The organism is Sorangium sp. So ce363 (assembly GCF_051520435.1).
GTDB classification, from domain to species: Bacteria; Myxococcota_A; Polyangia; order Polyangiales; family Polyangiaceae; genus Sorangium; species Sorangium cellulosum_B.
In genome coordinates, this window is sequence record NZ_CP150333.1 from 1,706,800 (window position 1) to 1,724,837 (window position 18,038).

At 71.1% G+C, this 18,038-nt stretch carries 15 protein-coding genes; 7 read left to right on the forward strand and 8 right to left on the reverse strand.

Going from position 1 to position 18,038, the window contains the following annotated elements; translation table 11 throughout:
* Positions 1–30 precede the first annotated feature (30 nt).
* Positions 31–927 (reverse strand): hypothetical protein, encoded by an 897-nt coding sequence (locus WMF12_RS06515; RefSeq protein ID WP_437869055.1) that lies wholly within the window; start codon positions 925–927, stop codon positions 31–33.
* Positions 928–1,267: 340 nt separating this feature from the next.
* Between WMF12_RS06515 and WMF12_RS06520 the strand changes: the two genes are divergently transcribed.
* Positions 1,268–2,290 (forward strand): glycosyltransferase family 4 protein, encoded by a 1,023-nt coding sequence (locus WMF12_RS06520; protein ID WP_437869065.1) that lies wholly within the window; start codon positions 1,268–1,270, stop codon positions 2,288–2,290.
* Between the two features lie 14 nt (positions 2,291–2,304).
* On the forward strand, positions 2,305–3,498 hold the full coding sequence (locus tag WMF12_RS06525) for a glycosyltransferase family 4 protein (protein WP_437869071.1): 1,194 nt from the start codon (positions 2,305–2,307) through the stop codon (positions 3,496–3,498).
* A gap of 221 nt (positions 3,499–3,719) precedes the next feature.
* Here the strand turns inward: WMF12_RS06525 and WMF12_RS06530 are convergent, their stop codons facing one another.
* Positions 3,720–4,853 carry a hypothetical protein gene (locus tag WMF12_RS06530; RefSeq protein ID WP_437744755.1) on the reverse strand — a complete coding sequence of 378 codons (1,134 nt, stop codon included), beginning with the start codon at positions 4,851–4,853 and terminating at the stop codon, positions 3,720–3,722.
* 614 nt (positions 4,854–5,467) lie between these two features.
* On the opposite strand from WMF12_RS06530, the gene WMF12_RS06535 reads away from it, so the two are divergent.
* Together WMF12_RS06535 and glgX are read left to right on the forward strand one after the other, a co-directional pair.
* Positions 5,468–5,719, forward strand: coding sequence for a hypothetical protein (locus tag WMF12_RS06535; RefSeq protein WP_437869078.1), 252 nt, complete (start codon positions 5,468–5,470; stop codon positions 5,717–5,719).
* A gap of 79 nt (positions 5,720–5,798) precedes the next feature.
* Positions 5,799–7,928: a glycogen debranching protein GlgX gene (gene glgX, locus WMF12_RS06540; protein WP_437869086.1), complete on the forward strand. Its 2,130-nt coding sequence runs from the start codon at positions 5,799–5,801 to the stop codon at positions 7,926–7,928.
* 10 nt (positions 7,929–7,938) lie between these two features.
* Here the strand turns inward: glgX and WMF12_RS06545 are convergent, their stop codons facing one another.
* From WMF12_RS06545 to WMF12_RS06560, 4 genes are all read right to left on the reverse strand, one after another.
* A complete protein-coding gene (locus WMF12_RS06545; RefSeq protein WP_437744758.1) occupies positions 7,939–9,258 on the reverse strand; it encodes a GNAT family N-acetyltransferase in 1,320 nt (439 codons plus the stop codon).
* 5 nt (positions 9,259–9,263) lie between these two features.
* A complete protein-coding gene (locus WMF12_RS06550; protein WP_437869105.1) occupies positions 9,264–10,151 on the reverse strand; it encodes a serine/threonine-protein kinase in 888 nt (295 codons plus the stop codon).
* A gap of 73 nt (positions 10,152–10,224) precedes the next feature.
* A complete protein-coding gene (locus WMF12_RS06555) occupies positions 10,225–12,009 on the reverse strand; it encodes a Rieske 2Fe-2S domain-containing protein (protein WP_437869117.1) in 1,785 nt (594 codons plus the stop codon).
* 145 nt (positions 12,010–12,154) lie between these two features.
* Entirely contained in the window at positions 12,155–13,321 is a 1,167-nt protein-coding gene (locus WMF12_RS06560) for an RtcB family protein (RefSeq protein ID WP_437869123.1), read from the reverse strand.
* A 171-nt stretch (positions 13,322–13,492) separates the two neighbouring features.
* On the opposite strand from WMF12_RS06560, the gene WMF12_RS06565 reads away from it, so the two are divergent.
* Both WMF12_RS06565 and WMF12_RS06570 read left to right on the forward strand, forming a co-directional pair.
* Positions 13,493–15,451, forward strand: coding sequence for a D-glucuronyl C5-epimerase family protein (locus WMF12_RS06565; protein ID WP_437869130.1), 1,959 nt, complete (start codon positions 13,493–13,495; stop codon positions 15,449–15,451).
* Positions 15,452–15,483: 32 nt separating this feature from the next.
* Complete coding sequence (locus tag WMF12_RS06570) at positions 15,484–15,873, forward strand: tautomerase family protein (protein ID WP_437869141.1); 390 nt, start codon at positions 15,484–15,486, stop codon at positions 15,871–15,873.
* Positions 15,874–15,916: 43 nt separating this feature from the next.
* Here WMF12_RS06570 and WMF12_RS06575 read toward each other — a convergent pair whose 3' ends face one another.
* The gene (locus tag WMF12_RS06575) at positions 15,917–16,753 is read right to left on the reverse strand and encodes a cyclase family protein (protein WP_437869147.1); all 837 of its coding nucleotides are present in this window, start codon (positions 16,751–16,753) and stop codon (positions 15,917–15,919) included.
* Between the two features lie 20 nt (positions 16,754–16,773).
* Between WMF12_RS06575 and WMF12_RS06580 the strand changes: the two genes are divergently transcribed.
* Entirely contained in the window at positions 16,774–17,091 is a 318-nt protein-coding gene (locus WMF12_RS06580; RefSeq protein ID WP_437869150.1) for a hypothetical protein, read from the forward strand.
* Positions 17,092–17,237: 146 nt separating this feature from the next.
* Here the strand turns inward: WMF12_RS06580 and WMF12_RS06585 are convergent, their stop codons facing one another.
* A complete protein-coding gene (locus tag WMF12_RS06585) occupies positions 17,238–17,939 on the reverse strand; it encodes a TetR/AcrR family transcriptional regulator C-terminal domain-containing protein (RefSeq protein WP_437869156.1) in 702 nt (233 codons plus the stop codon).
* Between the last annotated feature and the right edge of the window lie 99 nt (positions 17,940–18,038).

The window sequence follows — 18,038 nt, forward strand, 5'->3', positions numbered from 1 at the left end:
ATTGCAGCGCGCCGCGTCGCGCCGCGCGCCTCACGCCCCGCCGTCGCCGGAGAGCGTGAGCCCGAACCACCGGTTCACGAGGTCATGGTGCTCGTCGAGGCGATCGCGGTAGCGGGGGGTGCCCTCGAGCGCGGCTCGCTCGAAATCGATCCAGTACAGGGCGCCCGTCTTCTCGCCGATGAGCACGTTGCCGAGCTTGACGTCGAGCGGCGCGACGCCGCGCGCGTTCATCGCCCGGACGATCTCCTCGATCCGGCCGCGGTAGGTCGCGCCGCCGCCGCTCGCGAACGCCTCGATCTCTCGCCGGTCGCGGTCTGGATCGAACAGCTGCCCGAGCGGCGCGAGGTCGATGTCGAGCACCTTCTCCCCGCGCTCGGCGACCTGATGTTGCAGCGTCCGTCCGCGCACGTAGTCGAGGTAAAGGGTGCGCGTGGCGAGGCTGAGATCGCGAATCCTCGGGACGCTGGGGAGGTCGCGCAGGCGGAAGAGCGCGGCTGCTTCGTTGTAGAAGAAGAGACCGAGCAGGGCGAAGAGGTGCGCCTGGAGCGGCGCGTTCTGCGGCTGTCCGACGAAGCGCTTGCGGACGCAGACGTAGCCGTTGCGCAGCACGACGTGCAGCCGGTAGCGCAGGCGCGGCATCTTCTGGCTCCGCCGGTTGAAGAAGGCGACGTCGGCCGGGTGGACCGCGAAGGCGAAGCCGTCCTGATCGAGCTCCGCGAGCACCCTGTCCCCCGGGCCGAGCTCGGCGACCGATGGGATCTCGCTCGGGGTCACGGCGTCGGGCACGGGGAGCGGGTTCTCTGCGAGCCGGCGCGCAAGGAGCGCTCTGACCGTCTCGAGCCGCACGGCGAGCAGCCTCGTCGCGGCGTCCATGCCGGGCACGCGGCGCATGCCTTCGTCAAGGGCGCGCCGAAGCTCAGGGTTCATGCCCGTCTAGTAGCCGCTTCCGTTCGGCAAATCAAAAGGTGAGGTGACGGCGAGGCGAGGTGGTACGCTGATCCATCGATCTTGGGCGCGCGCGTCGGCGGGCGGCGACGCGCGCCAACGAGCGTGGACGAACGTCGACGAACGCCGACGAACGCCGACGAACGCCGACGCGCGCCAGAGGCCACGACCGCCGGCGTGCCGGGTGGGCGTTTGGCAGCGCGTGTGGTGATGCTGGGTGCGGTTTGCGCTTCAACAGGGGACCCGATTCGGGTAGCAAGCCTTCATGGGGAATTCGACGCTGCGGATCGTCCATGTCGTGAGCAGCCTCAATGGCGGAGGTATGGAGCATTTCGTACTGCGCCTCGCCGAGGCGCAGCGGCGCCACGGCCACGACGCCTCGATCCTCGCGCTGCGCGGCGGGCCGCTGGCGGAGCTGGCGCGGCAGCGGACGCTGCCGACCACGGTGCTGGGCGGGCGCCTCCCCACGCGGCTCGCGCACGCGGCCCTCTCCTTCGCGCGCTCCCGCCCGCACGTCGTCCACGCGCACAACCCCACTGCGCTCCATTACGCCACGATCGGTAAGCTCCTTACGCACGCGCGGCTCGTCTTCACCGATCACGCCCAGACGCGCGGGATCATCCGCGTTCCGTCGCGCTTCGAGTGGCGTGAAACGGACGCTGTCGTCGGCTGCTCGCAGGACACGGCCGACAAGAGCGGCGCGGTCGGCGTGGCCAGCAACATCTCTGTCATCCACAACGGGATCGACATCACCCCGGCCAAGCGGACGCGCGACGAGGTGCGCGCCGAGCTCGGGCTCGGCCCGGACGTGTTTCTTGGCATCATGCCCGCCGCGTTCCACCCGGTGAAGGCGCACGACGTGCTGCTGCGGGCGCTTGCGCGGCTCCGGGAGCGGGGCGTCGCGGTCGCGGTGCTCGTCGTCGGCGACGGCGACGAGCGCGATCGCATCCATGGGCTCGCGAGGGAGCTCGGGGTCCACGGCGCCGAGGCGCGCTTCCTCGGCTTCCGCAAGGACGTGCCCGATCTGCTCGTCGCCGCCGATTTCTTCACGCTGCCCTCGCGCGACGAGGGGCTGCCGCTCGCCGTCCTCGAGGCCATGGCGCGCAGCCTGCCTGTCGTGGTGACGCCGGTCGGCGGGGTCCCGGAGGTGGTGCGGCACGAGGAGCACGGCCTGATCGTCCCGGTGGACGGGCACGACGCGCTCGCGGACGCGATCGAGCGGCTCGCGAGCGATCCGGCGCTGAGGCGGCGGCTTGGCGAGGCGGGGCACGCGCGGGTGCGCGACGACTTCTCGTTCGAGAAGATGACGCGCAAATACGAGCAACTCTATTTCCGCCTCACGTGACAGGCGAGCGCGCGATGAAGGTACTCGTCTTCACCCATCATTACCCTTCCACGCGGCTGCCGACGATGGCGCCGTACAGCTATCACACGTACAGGGCGCTCGCGCGCCGCTGCGAGCTCCGGCTCGTGGCCCCGATCCCCTGGTGGACGCGCGCGCGCGGGGCGTCACGGGAGCTCTTCGGCGGCACGCGCGAGGCGCACACCGGCATCGACGCGCTGTTCCCCACGTACTGGTCGGTCCCGGGGCTGCCGAGCCTGCACGCGCGGGCGCTCCGTGCATCGCTCGGGCGCACGATGGCGGGGCTGCGGCGCGAGTTTCCGTACGACGCGATCCTGGCCGCGTGGGCCTATCCCGATACCGTCGCCGCGGAGGCGTTCGCGCGGGAGGCGGGGGTGCCGGTCGTCACGACGGTGCTCGGCAGCGACATCAACGAGCAGCCGAGGAACCCCGCGCTGCGGGCGCAGATCGCGCCGGCGCTCCAGCGCTGCGCCCGTGTGGTCGCGGTGAGCGGGGCGCTCGGGGAGCGCCTGGTGGAGCTCGGGGTGCCGCGGGAGCGCGTCGTGGTGCAGCTCAACGCGGTCGACGGCGCGCGGTTCGCGATCCGGGATCGGGCCGAGCCGCGGCGGCGCTTCGGCGTCCCGGCGGACGCGAAGGTGGTGCTGTACGCCGGTTATCACGTGCCCGAGAAGGGCGTGGACGTCCTCGTGGAGGCGATGGCGCACCTCGACCGGGCGGGCCGCCGCGACATTCACCTGATGATGGTGGGCGGTGGCGAGCTGCTCGAGCCGCTGCGCGCGAAGGTGAGCGCGCTCGGCCTGGGCGATCGCGTGCGGCTGTTCGGCTGGGCGCTGCCCGTGGAGATCCCGGACTACATGGCCGCGTGCGACGTGTTCTGCCTGCCGAGCCGCCGCGAGGGCTGTCCGAACGTCGTCCTGGAGGCGCTCGCCTCGGGCCGCCCCGTCGTCGGAACCCGGGTCGGCGGCGTGCCGGAGCTCGTCCGCGAAGGGCATGGGGGCAATGGCCTCCTCGTCCCCCCCGGCGATCCCGGGGCGCTCGGGGCCGCGTTGGCGCGAGCGCTGGATACGGCATGGGAGCCGGAGGCGCTGCGGGGCAGCGTGGGGGCGCTGTCATGGGACGTCGTGGGGGAGCGCTATCACGCGCTCCTGAAGGAGGTCCTCGGCGAGCAGCGCGGTCGCGGGCCGGGCTGAGGCGAGCTGTCCGGCTCGCGCGACGGACACGCCAACGTGAACGTAAACGTGAACGTTTACGTGGTCGTGGTCGTGGTCGTTCACGGCCTACCGTTGACGACCACGACCACGACCACGACCACGACCACGTAAACGTTCGGAGGTAGGAGAACGCGGCGCGAAGCTTGGTTAACGCCTATGCGCCGGGCCTGCGGTGTTGTCGGAGGGGGGGAGTGGTTGCGTCAGCTCGCGCAGGGCGGCGGCTTCAGGCGGTGATCCCTGTAGTCACCGGGATTGCCCGTCTTCCCCTCGAGCGCGGCGATCGCGATATTGTACATCTCCCGCGCGGTCACGTAGTGGAGCACCCACTCCTTGCCATCGTTGTAACGGGTGGTGAGCTCCCGGTGCAGCTCGTGGCCCCCGGCGCCGAGCAGCGACGCCGCCTGCTCCTCGGGCGCGCCGTGCGTGTAGACCTTGACGAACACCCACTCGGGCCTCCCCTCGATATGGATGTTCTGATCGACCCACGTCTTCACCCGATCCGGCGTCGGCGGGTCGATCGCCTGGAGCGCGCCGTACTCCATCCGCATCCGCACCCGGCTTCCCCGGCGCGTCAGCGCGAGCGCGAGCGGGCCCTCGATCATCAGGATCCGGTCCTCCAGCACCTCGCCGACCTTGGCTCGCGCGCCCACGGCGTGGGCACTCCGGCGCGCCAGGTTGCCCGTCGGCCAGTAGATCTGGTTCACGATGGAGTGCTGCGACTCGTCAGGGGCCGACGGGAACGTGTAGTCGGCATAGCAGCCCGTCTCGAAGAGGAGCGGGAGCTCCGCGTCGACTCCGCAGTTCCGCGAGTCCCGCCCGGAGTTCGCCAGACACCAGTTGCCGTGGATGAACCCGTAACGCATGCGCCCGTCCGGGTCGCGCGAGAAATGCCCGTGCTTCCCCAGGATGTCCAGGTACCTGAGGATGTCCGCGCGCAGGTTCTCCTCCGTGTCGTTGTGGTGGTGCAGGTGCAGCTCCACCTCGCCGAAGCCGCGGCGCGTGAGGTCCGCCAGCGCGTCGAGCCACCCGGGCGTGTACTGCTCCCCCGGAAAGAAGAAGCTGTGACGCGGGTTCCGGCCGTCCGCGTCGCGGTACGCGCCGGCCATCTCGGGATACCCCTTCGACCACGCCCTCACCCGCGCGTCGCCGACCTCCGGTGTGGGGTTCTCCCACCCTGGCTCCCAGTGATCGCAGACCGCGAAGAGCAGGTGCCGCGGGCCGAGCGGACGCGGAGCACGGGCGTTCTCGATCCTCTGCCGGGCGTAGCCGCCGAGCCAGTTGTGAAGGTTCTTGTTCTTGAGATACTGGATCTTCGCCTGGAGTGTTCCGATCATGAGCTCTCTCGACCGCGACGCGTTGGACCGGCGGCCGCCGCGGCGGAACGGATACTAACCTGGCCCCCCCGGGCGTAGCCATAGCCGCCTCGGGGCCGCGCAGCGATCAAGATCACCTCGCGGTCTCAGGCGACGTAGCGCGGAGCGCGGCCCACCTGCCCCCCGGACGGCGCGCGCGACGGGGCGTGCGTCGTGATCGTGCTCGCCGCGTTCGCCCCCCGCGAGGCGCGCGCGACGCCGTCCTCGGCCCCGCAAGCAGCGAGCGCACGCGGCCCGCCCGCCACGGCAAGGGGTGCGCAGAGGCCATGGAAGCTCAAGCACACCCCAGCAGAGCCCGAACGGCCGTCCCGAACAGCCACCGTACAGCGAACCCTTGCGGCATGCATCGTGTCTTCAATTTTGGCGCCTGGCTGTTCAGTGAGCCGCGCCGCTTTGCCGAGCGAGGATGGCTGTGAGGGGGACAAATCGCCCCACCTGTGGCGATTTGTGCCGCCCAGCCTGTCGGCTGACCACCTACCGTTGTGTCTGCGGTGAGCATCCCAACGGGAGCCGCGCTGGCACGATGCCTGCTCTGGGGGGTGCGGACCGCAGCCATCACCGATAAGGAGCCAGGCATGATGTCAACCGCGATGACGCCGAGCGAAGAGATGGTTTCCCTCCCGCGGAGGGCCTCCCTGGAGTCACCAGCTTCGATGACCGAGGCGTGCGAGCTAGCCCGGCGGCTCGCGGACATGATCGAGCGCCTCAGGATGTGCACCCCGGAGGGCGATCAGGCCCAGGCGCTCCGCATCGCGGAGGGGATGGCACGGAGCGTTGCGGATGTCGTGACCGACGTCATGGGCAGCCGGCGCGCTCACGCCGCCTAGCCCGCAAATACGCCGGCCGGGGCGACGAGGCCCGAGGGGGCGCCGCGCCTCGATCGTGGATCCCGAAACCGAGACCAGCATGAGCTACAAGCGCAAAGGAATGCGCCCCGGGGATCCATACCCGCTCGGCGCGACATGGGACGGCGCTGGAACGCAGTTCGCCCTCTTCTCGGAGAACGCCGAGGCGGTGGACCTGTGCCTCGTCGACGACGAGGGGAACGAGCAACGCCTGCCGGTCCGTCACCGCACCTCCCTCGTCTGGCACGTCTACGTGCCGGAGGTCGGGCCGGGGCAGAAATACGCGTATCGCGTGCACGGCCCGTGGGCGCCGGAGCGGGGGTTGCGCTTCAACCCGCGGGTGCGCCTGCTCGATCCGTACGCGAAGGCGCTCGCCTCGCAGGTCCAGTGGGACGCGGGCGCGTTCGCCCACCGGAGCGGTGAGCCCGACGGCGACCTCGCCATGGCCGAGGGGGAGGCGCTCGGCGCCCCGCTCGGCGTCGTCATCGACCCGTCCTTCGACTGGGGCGGAGACCGGCGCCCGTACGTGCCGTTCCACCGCAGCGTCATCTACGAGGCGCACGTCCGCGGCATGACGATGCAGCACCCGGAGATCCCGGAGGATCTCCGCGGGACCTACCTTGGCATCGCCCACCCGGCCATCATCGGATACCTGCGGTATCTCGGCATCACGGCCATCGAGCTCCTGCCCGTGCACGCGTTCGTTCACGAGAAATTCCTGCTCGACAAGGGGCTACGGAACTACTGGGGATACCACTCGATAGGCTTCTTCGCGCCGGACGTCGGGTACCGCGCCGGCGCCGAGGTGGCGTCGGAGGTGCGGCAGTTCAAGGAGATGGTGAAGGCGCTCCACGCCGCCGGCATCGAGGTCATCCTCGATGTCGTCTACAACCACACGGCGGAGGGCAACCACCTGGGCCCGACGCTGAGCCTGCGCGGCATCGACAACCCGACCTACTACCGCCTCGTCCCTGGCAACGAGCGCTACTATTTCGACTACACGGGCACGGGGAACACCCTCAACGTGCGTCACCCGCAGACGCTCCAGCTGATCATGGACTCCTTGCGGTACTGGGTCCTCGAGATGCACGTGGACGGGTTCCGCTTCGACCTCGCGGCGGCGCTGGCGCGCGGCCTCCACGACGTAGACCAGCTCTCGAGCTTCTTCACGATCATCCACCAGGACCCGGTGCTCAGCCAGGTGAAGCTCATCGCCGAGCCCTGGGACGTGGGCCCCGGCGGCTACCAGGTGGGCAATTTCCCGGTGCGCTGGGCCGAGTGGAACGGTCGTTATCGGGACACGCTGCGCGATTTCTGGCGCGGCTCGGGCGGCATCGCCTCCGATCTCGGGTTCCGGCTCACGGGGAGCAGCGACCTCTACGAGAACAGCGGGCGAAAGCCGTACACGAGCATCAACTTCGTCACGGCCCACGACGGCTTCACCCTGGCGGATCTCGTCTCGTACAACGAAAAGCACAACGAGGCGAACGGGGAGGGGGGCTGCGACGGCGCCGACGACAACCGCTCGTGGAACTGCGGCGTCGAGGGGCCGACCGACGACCCCGAGATCCTGAAGCTGCGGGCGCGGCAGGCGCGGAACATCATGGCGTCGCTCCTGTTCTCGCAGGGGACTCCGATGCTCCTCCACGGGGACGAGCGGGGGCGCACGCAGCAGGGGAACAACAACGGGTACTGCCAGGACAGCCCGCTCACGTGGCAGCCGTGGGACTGGGACGAGCCGTCGCGGGCGCTCCTGGAGTTCACGCGCAAATGCCTCCGCATCCGGCACGAGCACCCGGCGCTCAGGCGCTCGATCTTCTTCAAGGGGCGCCCGATCCGCGGCGGCAAGACCTACGATATCCAGTGGTATCGCCCGGACGGAGAGCTCATGTCCGACGAGGACTGGTCGAACCCGTGCACGCAGTGCCTCGGCGTGTTCCTGTCAGGGGAGGGGCTCGACGACGTGGACGAGGAGGGCGATCGGCTGATCGACGACGACTTCGTCCTGCTGCTCAACGCGTCGCCGTGCGACCTGGGCTTCCTCCTGCCCTTCGCCGATGAGCCCAGGCCGTGGCAGCTCCTCGTGGACACCCAGGACGACGCCGCCGTCGAGACGCGGAAAGGCGGGGAAGAGACGGCGCTGGCGTCGCGCTCGCTCAAGCTCTTCCTCCGGAGCCGTCGCAGCTCCTAGTGCGGGGCGCTCAGAACGCGTTGAAGGCGCCGAGGAAGAGCGGGGGGCCGGCGAACGCGGCGTCGAGGAGGGCGGCCGCCTTGGCGCTGCCCACCACGAAGCCCTGGCTCAGGAGATCGCGCGCCGAGGAGGCGCCGAAATAGATCTGCGTGAGGCGCTCGATGGAGAGCGAGAGGCGATCGCCCGCGGTGCTGCCGGGCGCCGTCTGGACGCCGCGCGCCGCGAAGGTGACGTCGAAGGCGCGCGGCGCGTCCGTGAACACCGGGTCCTCGACGTCGACGCCGATGGCGCCCCGGACGCCGTGCTTCCGCGGCGACGGGTGGAGCGCGAGCGCGGCGGCGACGTCGACGATGCGCCCCATCGCGCCCGCCGCCGTCAGGCCGAGGACGCTGCGGCGCTGCGCCGTGTGCGCGGGCGGGCACAGGCCGGGGTGCCGGGCCGCCGTCTCGTACACGATCGGCTCGTCGCGGATGCCGGGCTCGTCGAGCAGCGGCGCGCCCTGGCCGCGCGGGAGCGCCAGCTCCACGACCTCGTACTGATCGCCGAGCGCGCCGAGGAAGCCGATGAGCCCGCGGTAAGCGCCCGGCGTCGGCGCGTGGAGCTCGCGGACGAGCAGCTGCTGCGCGCCGTAGGCGCCGCCCTCCGGGACGTCGAAGAACAGGTAGCCGGCGATCGCCTTGGAGCCCGGATCCACGTAGACGGCGCCGCTCGGAGAGCGCTTGAAGACGCGCACGTCCCACCAGTAGTCGCTCCGCTTCAGCTGCCCGGTCGTCTCGGCCCGCGCGACGTCGTAGGCCTGCTTGATGAGCGGCTCGTCCCGCGGGCGGGAGAAGGCCCGCACGTGGCGGCGCAGCACCGAGTCCGGGAGCCGATCGGGGGAGGTGCGCACGACGTCCCGGAGCTCGCAGACGCCGAAGCCGAACCGCCGGTAGAACGAGAGACGGAAAGGGTGAAGCAGCGTGAGCGCCTCGCCCCGGCGGCGCATGCGGCGGAGGCTCTCGCGGACGAGCCGATCCGCGATGCCCCGGCGGCGGAACTCCGGCAGCACCGCGACGGACGAGAGGCCCTGGAACGGCACGTCCGCGCCCGCGAAGCTCATCGTCAGGTCGAGCGAGGCGACGTACCCGACGAGCTGGCCGTCGGTCTCCGCGACGATCACGTTGTCGAGGGCGAGGTGCGCGTGCTCGGTGAAATACCGCAGCCACGCCTCTGGATCACCCGCCTGGAACGCGCGGTAGGCGACCGTCGCGAGGGTGCCCTCCTCGCCCTTGCGGGCGCTGCGAAACACGAGCTCATGGTTGGAACGGCTCGGGGTGCGGGTGCGCGCCATGCCGGTCAATCTACCCTGGGAGGCGCGCTCCCTGGGCCCGGCGGCCCTGCGGCGGCCCGGTGAAGCGCTTCGGACATCTCCTCGGCCGATCCGAAGCGGCCGGACGGCTCACGGGCAAGCGCCTTGACGAACCACGCGTCGAGGGCGGGCGTGATCTCGGCGCAACGCTGGCTCGGAGGCGAGAAGGTGCCGAGCCGGATGGCGCCGAGGAGGGCCTCGATCCCCTTCTGCTCGAACGGCGGCGCGCCGGTGAGCGCGTGGTACGCCATGATGCCCACGGACCAGAGATCCGAGCGGCCGTCGACCAGCTTCGGGTTGAAGAACTGCTCCGGGCTCATATAAACGAGGCTGCCGACCACCGCGCCCGTGTTCGTCAGCGTGGTCCCATCCGGGTCGACATCCCCCCTGGCCACCCCGAAATCGAGCAGCTTGACGCAGGTGCCTCCGCCGGTGTCGGCGAGGAAGACGTGCTCTGGCGTGATGTCCCGGTGAATGACGCCGAGCTTGTGCGCCGCGGTGAGCCCCGTGCAGAGCTGCGAGACGAGCGCGAGCGTCTCCTCCAGGGGGAGTCGCCCGGCGCGCGCTAGCCGGTCGGACAGCTCCTCGCCCCGCAGCAGCTCCATCACGATGTACGAGAGGCCGTTGGCGGCGACGCCGTGCTCGTACACCTCGGCCACGTGAGGGCTCTTAATCCTCGCCATGAGCGCGCCTTCGCGGTGGAACCGGGCGACCGCGGTCGCATCGGTCGCGAGCGACGCAGAGATGAACTTGACGGCGACCTCCTTGCCGAGCCCGAGGTGATGCGCCGTCCAGATGCTGCCGACGCCTCCCATCCGGAGGAGGGTGTCGAGCGTCAGGTGCGGCGCTACGTGGGATCCAGGCTCAAGCCGCATAGACAGTCAGTATGAATGATGCTCGCACCAGTGCACGTCTCTCTGGTCTCTGTCCACCGGGCGGGCGGCCGGCTCAATACAGCCCATCGGGTGGTCGCCCATCGGACATGAACTTCTTGGCCACAGCCGCGATCCGGCGCGCGGAGAGCTCCGGCCGGACGGGGACGACGTGGGTGAGCAGCGCCGCGAGGTACGCGCCGTCGGGCTGAGGATCGGACGACTCGAGCCGCTCCAGCGCCTCGAGCGTCTTCACGGCGTGCGCCGTGAAGATGGGCCTCACCGCGGCGTCGAACGCGGCGAAGGGGGCGAGCTCGGCGAACGCGCGCCGGCGACCCGCGGCGTCGAGCTCCCGCGCGATCGCGAGCGCCGCGCCGACGTCGCGCGCCTCCACCGCCTGGAGCAGCCCGCCGCCTCGCGCGCGGGTAGCCGCCGTCGTAGCGGACGCGTGCGGCGCGGCGGCGTCCGCCTTGCGGAGCTTGCCGACGAAGCCGGCCGCGAGCACCGCGAGCTGCGCGGCCTCGCGCGGGAGGGCCTCGCGCCCGAGCGCCGCCGCCGCCTCCGCGAAGGTGACGGCGTGGGTGACGTCGAGCACCCCGACCTCGGCGTCGAGGCGCGCTTCCCAGGCCGAGTCGAAGCGCGCGAGGCGGACGGCGGCGGCGTGGCCGATCGCGCCGAGCAGCGCGAGCGGCCCGGCGCCGCGCGCGAGCCAGCGCACGGTCGCCTCGACGGCCGGCTGCTCTCCTGCGAGCACCTCGGCCTCGAAGGCGGCGCGCTCCGCGCCCTCGAGCGGCGCGGCGTCCGGGCGCGTGGCCGCCGCGGCGCTGTCGGGGCCGGGCAGGGGCAGATCGGCGAGGCGCGCGAGCGCGGCGCGCGTGGCGGTGAAGGGGGGCAGGCTGGTGTCGGCGGTCGCCCAGGCGAGCTGCACCGTGGAGGCGGCGAGGACCTCGTCGGCGGCGGACGAGAACCGCTCGGCCAGCTCGAGCGCCTTCGAGAGGAAGATGGCGCCGTGCCCGTAGTCGTACAGGTGCTGCGCGACGAAGGGCATGAGCGCGCGGCGCGCGCCGGCCGTGCCGCGGATCTCGACGAGCTCGCGCATCCGCGCCTCGGCCTCGTCGCGGCGCTCCGCCGCGAGCGCCTCGCTCACCTTCGCCGGCTCGTCGAGCTCGAAGTCGGCGATGCGCGCGAGGGGCGAGCGCGCCCCCACCTTGCCGGGGCCCTTGCCGCGGGGGCCCAGCCGGGCCGACGCCTCGCCGATCGCGTGGGCGGCGACCACGAACGCCTCCTCGGCCGGGATCCTGCCGCGCTCGACCCAGGCGCAGAGGTCCGCGAGCAGGGCGAGGCCGTGGTCGAAGCCGTACTCGGCGCGCTCCGCCCCGTCCCTGGTGAGCACCTCGAACGCGAGGTGCAGGCTGCCCAGGCCGGTCTCCCCCCGGTGGAGCCCGAGCGCGCCCAGCCGGAGGCCCTCGCGCAGCGCGCGCGCCGGCTCGTCGCGCAGGATCGCCTCGCGCAGGCCGGCGACGAGGCGCCGCACCTCGGCCGCTGTGTCGACGGCCCGGTTGAGCTGCACGCGCCCGCCGTCGATGCGGGTGGCGTAGCGCCGCACGGGCTCGCCGCCGAACGTGCAGGCGCCCGAGGCGAGCTCGAACTTCCAGTTGTGCCACGCGCAGGTCAGCACGCCGCCGCGCAGCGCGCCCTGCGAGAGCGGGTAACCCTGGTGCGGGCAGCGATCGTCGAGCGCGTGGACCTCGCCGCCACGGAGGACGCAGGCGAAGCGCCGCCCCGTGTCGTCCTTGCGCAGCACGGGCACCTCCGCCGGAAATTCGGAGAGGGGGCCCAGATCGATCCAGTCCGACTTCATGGCTTCTCCGCGCGGCGGCGCGCGCCGCCGCGGGTACGCGGCGCGCGTCATGAGAGCGACGCGCATCGTAGCCGAGAGCGGGGCGGGGAGGGGCCACGAACGGGGCCGCCGCGAAAAGTTCCCTGTCCGGACCCGCGCCGCTCGTTCACCCCTTCACGCAGAGGACCTGCCGCAGCTCGGCGACGACCTCCACGAGATCCCGCTGGTCTTCCATGACGCGCTCGATCGGCTTGTAGGCGGAGGGGATCTCGTCGAGGACACCGCCATCCTTGCGGCACTCGACCCCGGCCGTCTGCGCGGCCAGGTCGTCGACCGTGAAGCGCCGCTTCGCCTCGCCGCGGCTCATCTTGCGCCCCGCGCCATGCGAGGCGCTCTCGAACGCCTCGGGGTTGCCGAGGCCGCGGACGATGTACGAGCGCGTGCCCATCGAGCCGGGGATGATGCCAAGCTCGCCCTTGCCCGCCCGGATCGCGCCCTTGCGCGTCACCAGCACGTCTTCACCGAAATGACACTCTTCTGCCACGTAGTTGTGATGGCAAGTGATGGCTTCCTGGATCGCGAGCTCGGGGAAGTGCCGGCGGAGCACGCCCTCGGCGAGGTGGAACATGGCCTCCCGGTTCGTCCGCGCGTACCGCTGCGCCCAGAAGAGGTCGTGCCGGTAGGCCTTCATCTCCGGGGTGCCGGCGAGGAACACCGCGAGATCGCGATCGGGCAGGTCGCGGTTGTGGGCGAGCTTCTTCGCCGTGGCGATGTGGATCTCGGCGAGCTCCTTGCCGATGTTGCGAGAGCCGGAGTGGAGCATCAGCCACACGCCGCCGTCCGTGTCGAGGCAGAGCTCGATGAAGTGGTTGCCGCCTCCCAGCGTGCCGAGCTGACAGCGCGCCCGCGTGAACAGCCCCTGGACCTTCGGGCTCAGGCTCGCGAACTCGTCCCAGAGCGCGAGGCGCTCGAACCCATCCGGCGGGGCGTCGTGGGCGGCGAACCCGACGGGGATCGCCCGCTCGAGGTCGCTGCGGATCCGCCGGAGGTCGTCGGGCAGATCGGCCGCGGTCAGGTTCGTGCGGAGCGCGCCCATCCCGCAGCCGATGTCGACGCCGACGGCGGCCGGCGCGACCGCGTCCCGCATCGCGATGACCGAGCCGACGGTCGCGCCCTTGCCGAAGTGGACGTCGGGCATGGCGGCGACGTGGTGGAACACCCAGGGCAGGGCGCTGATGTTCCGCAGCTGCTCCAGCGCGATCCCCTCGACCTCGTCCGGCCGGGTCCACAGCTTGATGTCCACGTTCTTGCCCTTGATCTGCGCGGGTCCCATCCGGGCAGAATAGCGCGGGGCGCACGCAGGCGAACAGCGATGGGCGCATGCGGGCGAATCGCGAGGCGCGGGTGCGGGCGAATCGCGATGGGCGCGGCTACCCCGTTCGGCCTTGCGGGACCTCTGGGTTCTTGATACGCGTCGAAACCGCTGCTTCCGGGGTCCTTGTTCATGCCGTCTGCTCGCGCGCTCTCCATCGCAACCCTGGCGATCTTTGCCGCTCTGTCGTGTGGGGTCACGAGCGGTTGTGACGGCTGCAAGCCGAGCGAGGACCCTGCGGCCGGGAAGCCCGCCGCCGCGGCTTCCGCGACGGCCAGCGCCGCGGAACGTGCGGAAGGTGCGGAAGGTGCGGAAGGTGCGGAAGATGCGGAAGGTAGACCGCGCGCCCTGCCCGCCGGCGACGACCGCTTCGCGGCCCAGATCGCGGCGAACCTACCCCGGGTGCCCGATCCGGCGATCCAGGCCCCGAAGGGCGGGAGCGCGGGCGCCGAGCTCGACAATGGCACCTTCCGCGATCGCGCCATCGCCTTCGTCCGCCAGGTGGCAGCGGGCGGTGACAAGGTGACGTGCGATCTCGCCCTCTCGTCCAAACGCCCCTTCCGCGCTGTCGTGATGGGCTTTCAGGAGGGGAAGCAGATCGCCCGCGGGGAGGCGTCGGACGCGGGGCTCTGCGTCGCGCTGAAGGAGGCCGCGCGCAGGGCCGTGGCCGCGGCGGGCGGCGCGCGCGAGGCGCTCGCGGGCGCGCGGCTGGTCGTGGAGCTTCCGGATCATCACGAGTCGATGGTGGAGAGCGTCGAGCGCCCGGGGAAGGGCGTCGAGCTCGTCGAGGGGCTCGTGCCGGTGCGCGTCCTCGACAAGCCCCTCCTCGCGCGGCGCATCGAGGATGGCAAAGGCTATCTCCTGCGCGTCATCGATCCGCGGCACAAGGGGGTTCACAAGTACTACCACGCCCCCGCGGACCGGTTCGAGCGCGAGCTGCACACGATCTACACCGCGTCCACGGCGCTGACGCTGCTGAAGCTGCACGCCTACAAGCCCGACGAGCGCCTGCTGCGGCTGGCGACGGAGGCCGCCGGCTTCATGATGGGCATGCAGAGCCGCGAGGCGCGCGATCGCACGGCCGGCGGCTTCTTCTATGCGTTCGACCTGGAGCGCGAGCGGCCCGAGCGCCGGCTGGTCGTCGGCACGGCGTCGAAGTCGATCTTCACGCTCCTCGAGCTCCACGGCGTCACGAAGGACAAGAGGTACCTCGAGTCCGCCGTGCTCGCGGCCGAGTGGCTGATCTCGATGCAGCGGCCGGATGGCAGCGTGCGCTCGGCCCTGACCGGGCAGGAGGGCGGGGCGTGGAAGGTCCAGGGCAAGGACTCGACGCTCTACACGGGGCAGGTCCTCTCCGCCCTGTCGCGCACCTACCGGGCCACGAACAACAAGAAGTACCTCGACGCCGCGGCCCGGACCGCGGACTACCTGCTCGCCAGGATCGCGGAGAAGGGGTGTTTCCTCGGCGACGATTACAGGAAGCCCAACCCGATCTCGAGCTCGTGGGCGGTCCAATCGCTGCTCGACTTCGCGAAGGCCGGCGGCGACCAGCGCGTCGAGCAGACCGTCTTCCGCTGCGCCGACGACCTCGTGAAGCGGCAGTGGCGCAGGCCCGAGGACGCCTACCGCTACGGCCGCTGGCAGCGGTCGCTGTCGAGCAGCGGGAGCGGCTGGCTCGCCGAGGTGATGTCGGAGGTGTACCACCACTGCCGGAAGAAGGGCATGGAGGGCTGCGATCGGTACAAGGACGCGGTGGTCGCCGCGATCCGGTTGCTCTTGCAGTACACTTACGGTCCGGAGAGCTCTTTCGTGGTGAAGAACCCGCAGGCGGCCGCCGGCGGGGTGTTCTGGAGCGTCAGGGATCGTTATGTGCGCACCGACTCGGTGTGCCACGCGATGAACGCGTACCTCAACATGATCGGCGAGCTCGGCGACGGCCCGCTGCTCACGCTGCCCGAGCGGCCCCTCGCCGAGCGGATGGCGCTCGCGGCGGAGGCGCCGGGCGCGGCGGACGCGGGGCTCCCCGAGGACGAGGGCGAGGAGGCCGCCGCGGGGCAGTCCGGGCCGAAGGGCGAGGACGCGGACGACTGAAACGAATTGACGTGGTTCCAGGAGAACTCCCCATGGCTCAGGTGAAGATTTACGGAATCAAGGAGAAGCTCAATCCGGTGAAGGAGGCCCTGTCGAGGGTGATCCACGCCTGCGTCATGGAGGCGCTGCAGATGCCGCAGGACAAGCGGGCGCATCGCTTCTTCCCGATGGAGCGCGAGGACATGCTGGCGCCGGGCGGGCGCACCGACGCCTATACGATCATCGAGATCTCGATGATCACCGGGCGCAGCGTGGAGACGAAGAAGAAGCTCGTGCGGCTCCTGTTCGACAAGATCCGGGACGAGGTCGGGATCGACCACCAGGACGTCGAGATCTGTATCTCGGAGTCGCCCGCCCACGACTGGGGGTTTCGCGGGATGCACGGCGACGAGGTCAAGCTGAACTACAAGATCAACCTCTAGCGTCCGGGCGCTCGCGGGCCGGGCGCCGGCGCGGCTCTGGCGATCAGCGCGGCAGCACGGCCACGATGCGCAGCGGCCCGCCGGAGCCGGCGCGAATCTTCATCGGAAGCGCGATGACGAGCGCGCCTCGCGGGGGCAGCGACTCCATCGAGGCGACGTTCTCGAACGCCGGGATATCCGCCCCGAGCAGCGCCCGATGCGCCATGAAGCTCCTCGATGGGCCGTGATCGATGCTCGCCGTGTCGATGCCCACCGCCCCCACGTTCCGCTCGATGAGCGCCCGCGCGGCGTCCTCGCCGATACCCGGAAAATGCAGCGCATCGGCGTGGCCAGGTCGATCGTCGCCGAGGTAACGCTTCTTGTCAGGCCAGCGCGCGCCCCAGCCCGTCCGGATCATCACGATGGTGAGCGGCTCGATGGCGCCGTGCGCCCGCTCGAACGCCTCGATGTCCGCCGGGGTCACGAGGTAGTCGCTGTCCCTGGCCGCGGCGGCCGACACGTCCACCACCACCGCGGCGCCCACGAGGCGGGACAGGGGCACGGCGTCCGCGGTCGATTTGCCCTCGGCGAAGTGGATGGGCGCGTCGAGGTGCGTGCCGCCATGCTCAGGCGCGCAGAGCGTGTACGCCGAGTAGAAATAGCCGCCCTCGGTCTTGCCGTGGTGCACCGTACCGTGGGTGAATCCCGTCGTTGCCGTGGGCCAGTAGATGGTCTTGTCGTCGAAGGGATAGGTCAGGTCGACGAGCCGCGCGCCCTCGGGCAGGCGGATCTCGCTCGCGCCAGCGCCTCTTGGGGTGTTGCCCCGCGCTCCCGCCTGCTCCGCCGCGCAGCCCGCCGAGACCGCGGCGAGCACGAGTATCGTCGTGATCAACGTTCGCATCGAGCCCCTCCTGGCCGGCCATGCGACCGGCCGCCGGAGATGATTCTGTCACCGGCCTCGCGCCCGGGGCATCGATCCTGACGTCGCGCGCGGGAGAGCAACGCGGGCAGGAGCGGAGGGAACGACGAGGACGGGAGCGCGGCGAGCGGCAGGCGATCGCGGAGCTGCTCGGCCGGCTCTTCGCCCGGCGGCTCGGGCGGCGTCCGACGGCCGAAGAAGAGCGCTCGATCATCGAGCGAGCCCGCGCGATCGGTCCGGGAGAGGTCGAGGATGCCTTGCTCGATCTGGAGGCCGACGCGCTGGTGCGCTGGCTCGCGGAGCCGCTCCGCACGTCGTGAGCTCCGCGGGACGATGGTTCTCCGCGCGCGTGATCGCAGCGATTCGATCCAGGTAGGCGCAGCCGCCGCACAGCAGCCGCAGCGGCGCGGCCCAGGTCGGGAGCGACCGTCGACCCGAGCGGCTCGGCCATCCGCGCGGGCGGCGGTCAGCCGCTCCGGCGGGGCGCCCGCTTCTTGGCTCCGGCGTGCGAGCTCCTGGCCTCCCTCGGTCGCGGCGCCCCCTCGAGCTCCGCCTCAAGTCCCTTGAGGACTAGCTCCAGTCCGTACCGGAACCGCGCGTCCGTGTCGGTGCTCAGGAGGTGCGGGAGCGCCGCCGCGAGGTGCGGGTAAGCTCCTCGCTCCACCGCCTCGCGGAAGAGCGCTGGATCCGCCTTGCCAGGGTCCGCTCCCGGGCGGACCACGAGGGCCTGCTCCTCGAGGGTGAAGCCGATCACGTAGTACACGATCGACCAGCACCCCCACGCCGCGGCGCGCGGGGAGAGACCGGCGCCGCTCAAGGCGCCGAGCAGCACCTCCGAGACCCGCAGCGTGTTGTCCTGCGCAACGTAGGTCCCCGCGAACACCCGCGCCCCATCGCGGTGCGCGAGGAGCGCCCTGCGGAGCCGCTCGGCCATGTCCGCCGCGAGCTCCATCCCCGAGAGCGCTGCCGGCACGCTCTCCGCGCAGCCCGCCAGCATGGCCTCCGCCATCGCGTCGAGCAGCTCCTCCTTGTTCTTGATGTGCCAGTAGAGCGTCGCCGCCTGGACATCCAGCTCCTGCCCGAGCCGGCGCATCGTCAGCGCGTCGAGCCCGACGTCGTTCAGGAGGCGCAGCGCCGTCGCGACGACCTGCTCACGTCGTAGTCGCATCGCCGGCCCTTCCCTCGTTCGCGCCCGGAAGTCGAAGCACGGCCTTGACTCTAACACCGTTCAATTTACTCTAACGTTGTTAGAGTTTGGGGTGTGGAG

Excerpts from the sequence above, each read along its gene's own strand:
- WMF12_RS06535 (WP_437869078.1), top strand. The coding sequence starts at position 5,468 with ATGATGTCAACCGCGATGACGCCGAGCGAAGAGATGGTTTCCCTCCCG.
- WMF12_RS06555 (WP_437869117.1), bottom strand. The coding sequence starts at position 12,009 with ATGAAGTCGGACTGGATCGATCTGGGCCCCCTCTCCGAATTTCCGGCG.
- WMF12_RS06515 (WP_437869055.1), bottom strand. The coding sequence starts at position 927 with ATGAACCCTGAGCTTCGGCGCGCCCTTGACGAAGGCATGCGCCGCGTG.
- WMF12_RS06580 (WP_437869150.1), top strand. The coding sequence starts at position 16,774 with ATGCGACCGGCCGCCGGAGATGATTCTGTCACCGGCCTCGCGCCCGGG.
- WMF12_RS06525 (WP_437869071.1), top strand. The coding sequence starts at position 2,305 with ATGAAGGTACTCGTCTTCACCCATCATTACCCTTCCACGCGGCTGCCG.
- WMF12_RS06585 (WP_437869156.1), bottom strand. The coding sequence starts at position 17,939 with ATGCGACTACGACGTGAGCAGGTCGTCGCGACGGCGCTGCGCCTCCTG.
- glgX (WP_437869086.1), top strand. The coding sequence starts at position 5,799 with ATGAGCTACAAGCGCAAAGGAATGCGCCCCGGGGATCCATACCCGCTC.
- WMF12_RS06520 (WP_437869065.1), top strand. The coding sequence starts at position 1,268 with ATGGAGCATTTCGTACTGCGCCTCGCCGAGGCGCAGCGGCGCCACGGC.
- WMF12_RS06565 (WP_437869130.1), top strand. The coding sequence starts at position 13,493 with ATGCCGTCTGCTCGCGCGCTCTCCATCGCAACCCTGGCGATCTTTGCC.
- WMF12_RS06545 (WP_437744758.1), bottom strand. The coding sequence starts at position 9,258 with ATGGCGCGCACCCGCACCCCGAGCCGTTCCAACCATGAGCTCGTGTTT.
- WMF12_RS06530 (WP_437744755.1), bottom strand. The coding sequence starts at position 4,853 with ATGATCGGAACACTCCAGGCGAAGATCCAGTATCTCAAGAACAAGAAC.
- WMF12_RS06560 (WP_437869123.1), bottom strand. The coding sequence starts at position 13,321 with ATGGGACCCGCGCAGATCAAGGGCAAGAACGTGGACATCAAGCTGTGG.
- WMF12_RS06570 (WP_437869141.1), top strand. The coding sequence starts at position 15,484 with ATGGCTCAGGTGAAGATTTACGGAATCAAGGAGAAGCTCAATCCGGTG.
- WMF12_RS06550 (WP_437869105.1), bottom strand. The coding sequence starts at position 10,151 with ATGCGGCTTGAGCCTGGATCCCACGTAGCGCCGCACCTGACGCTCGAC.
- WMF12_RS06575 (WP_437869147.1), bottom strand. The coding sequence starts at position 16,753 with ATGCGAACGTTGATCACGACGATACTCGTGCTCGCCGCGGTCTCGGCG.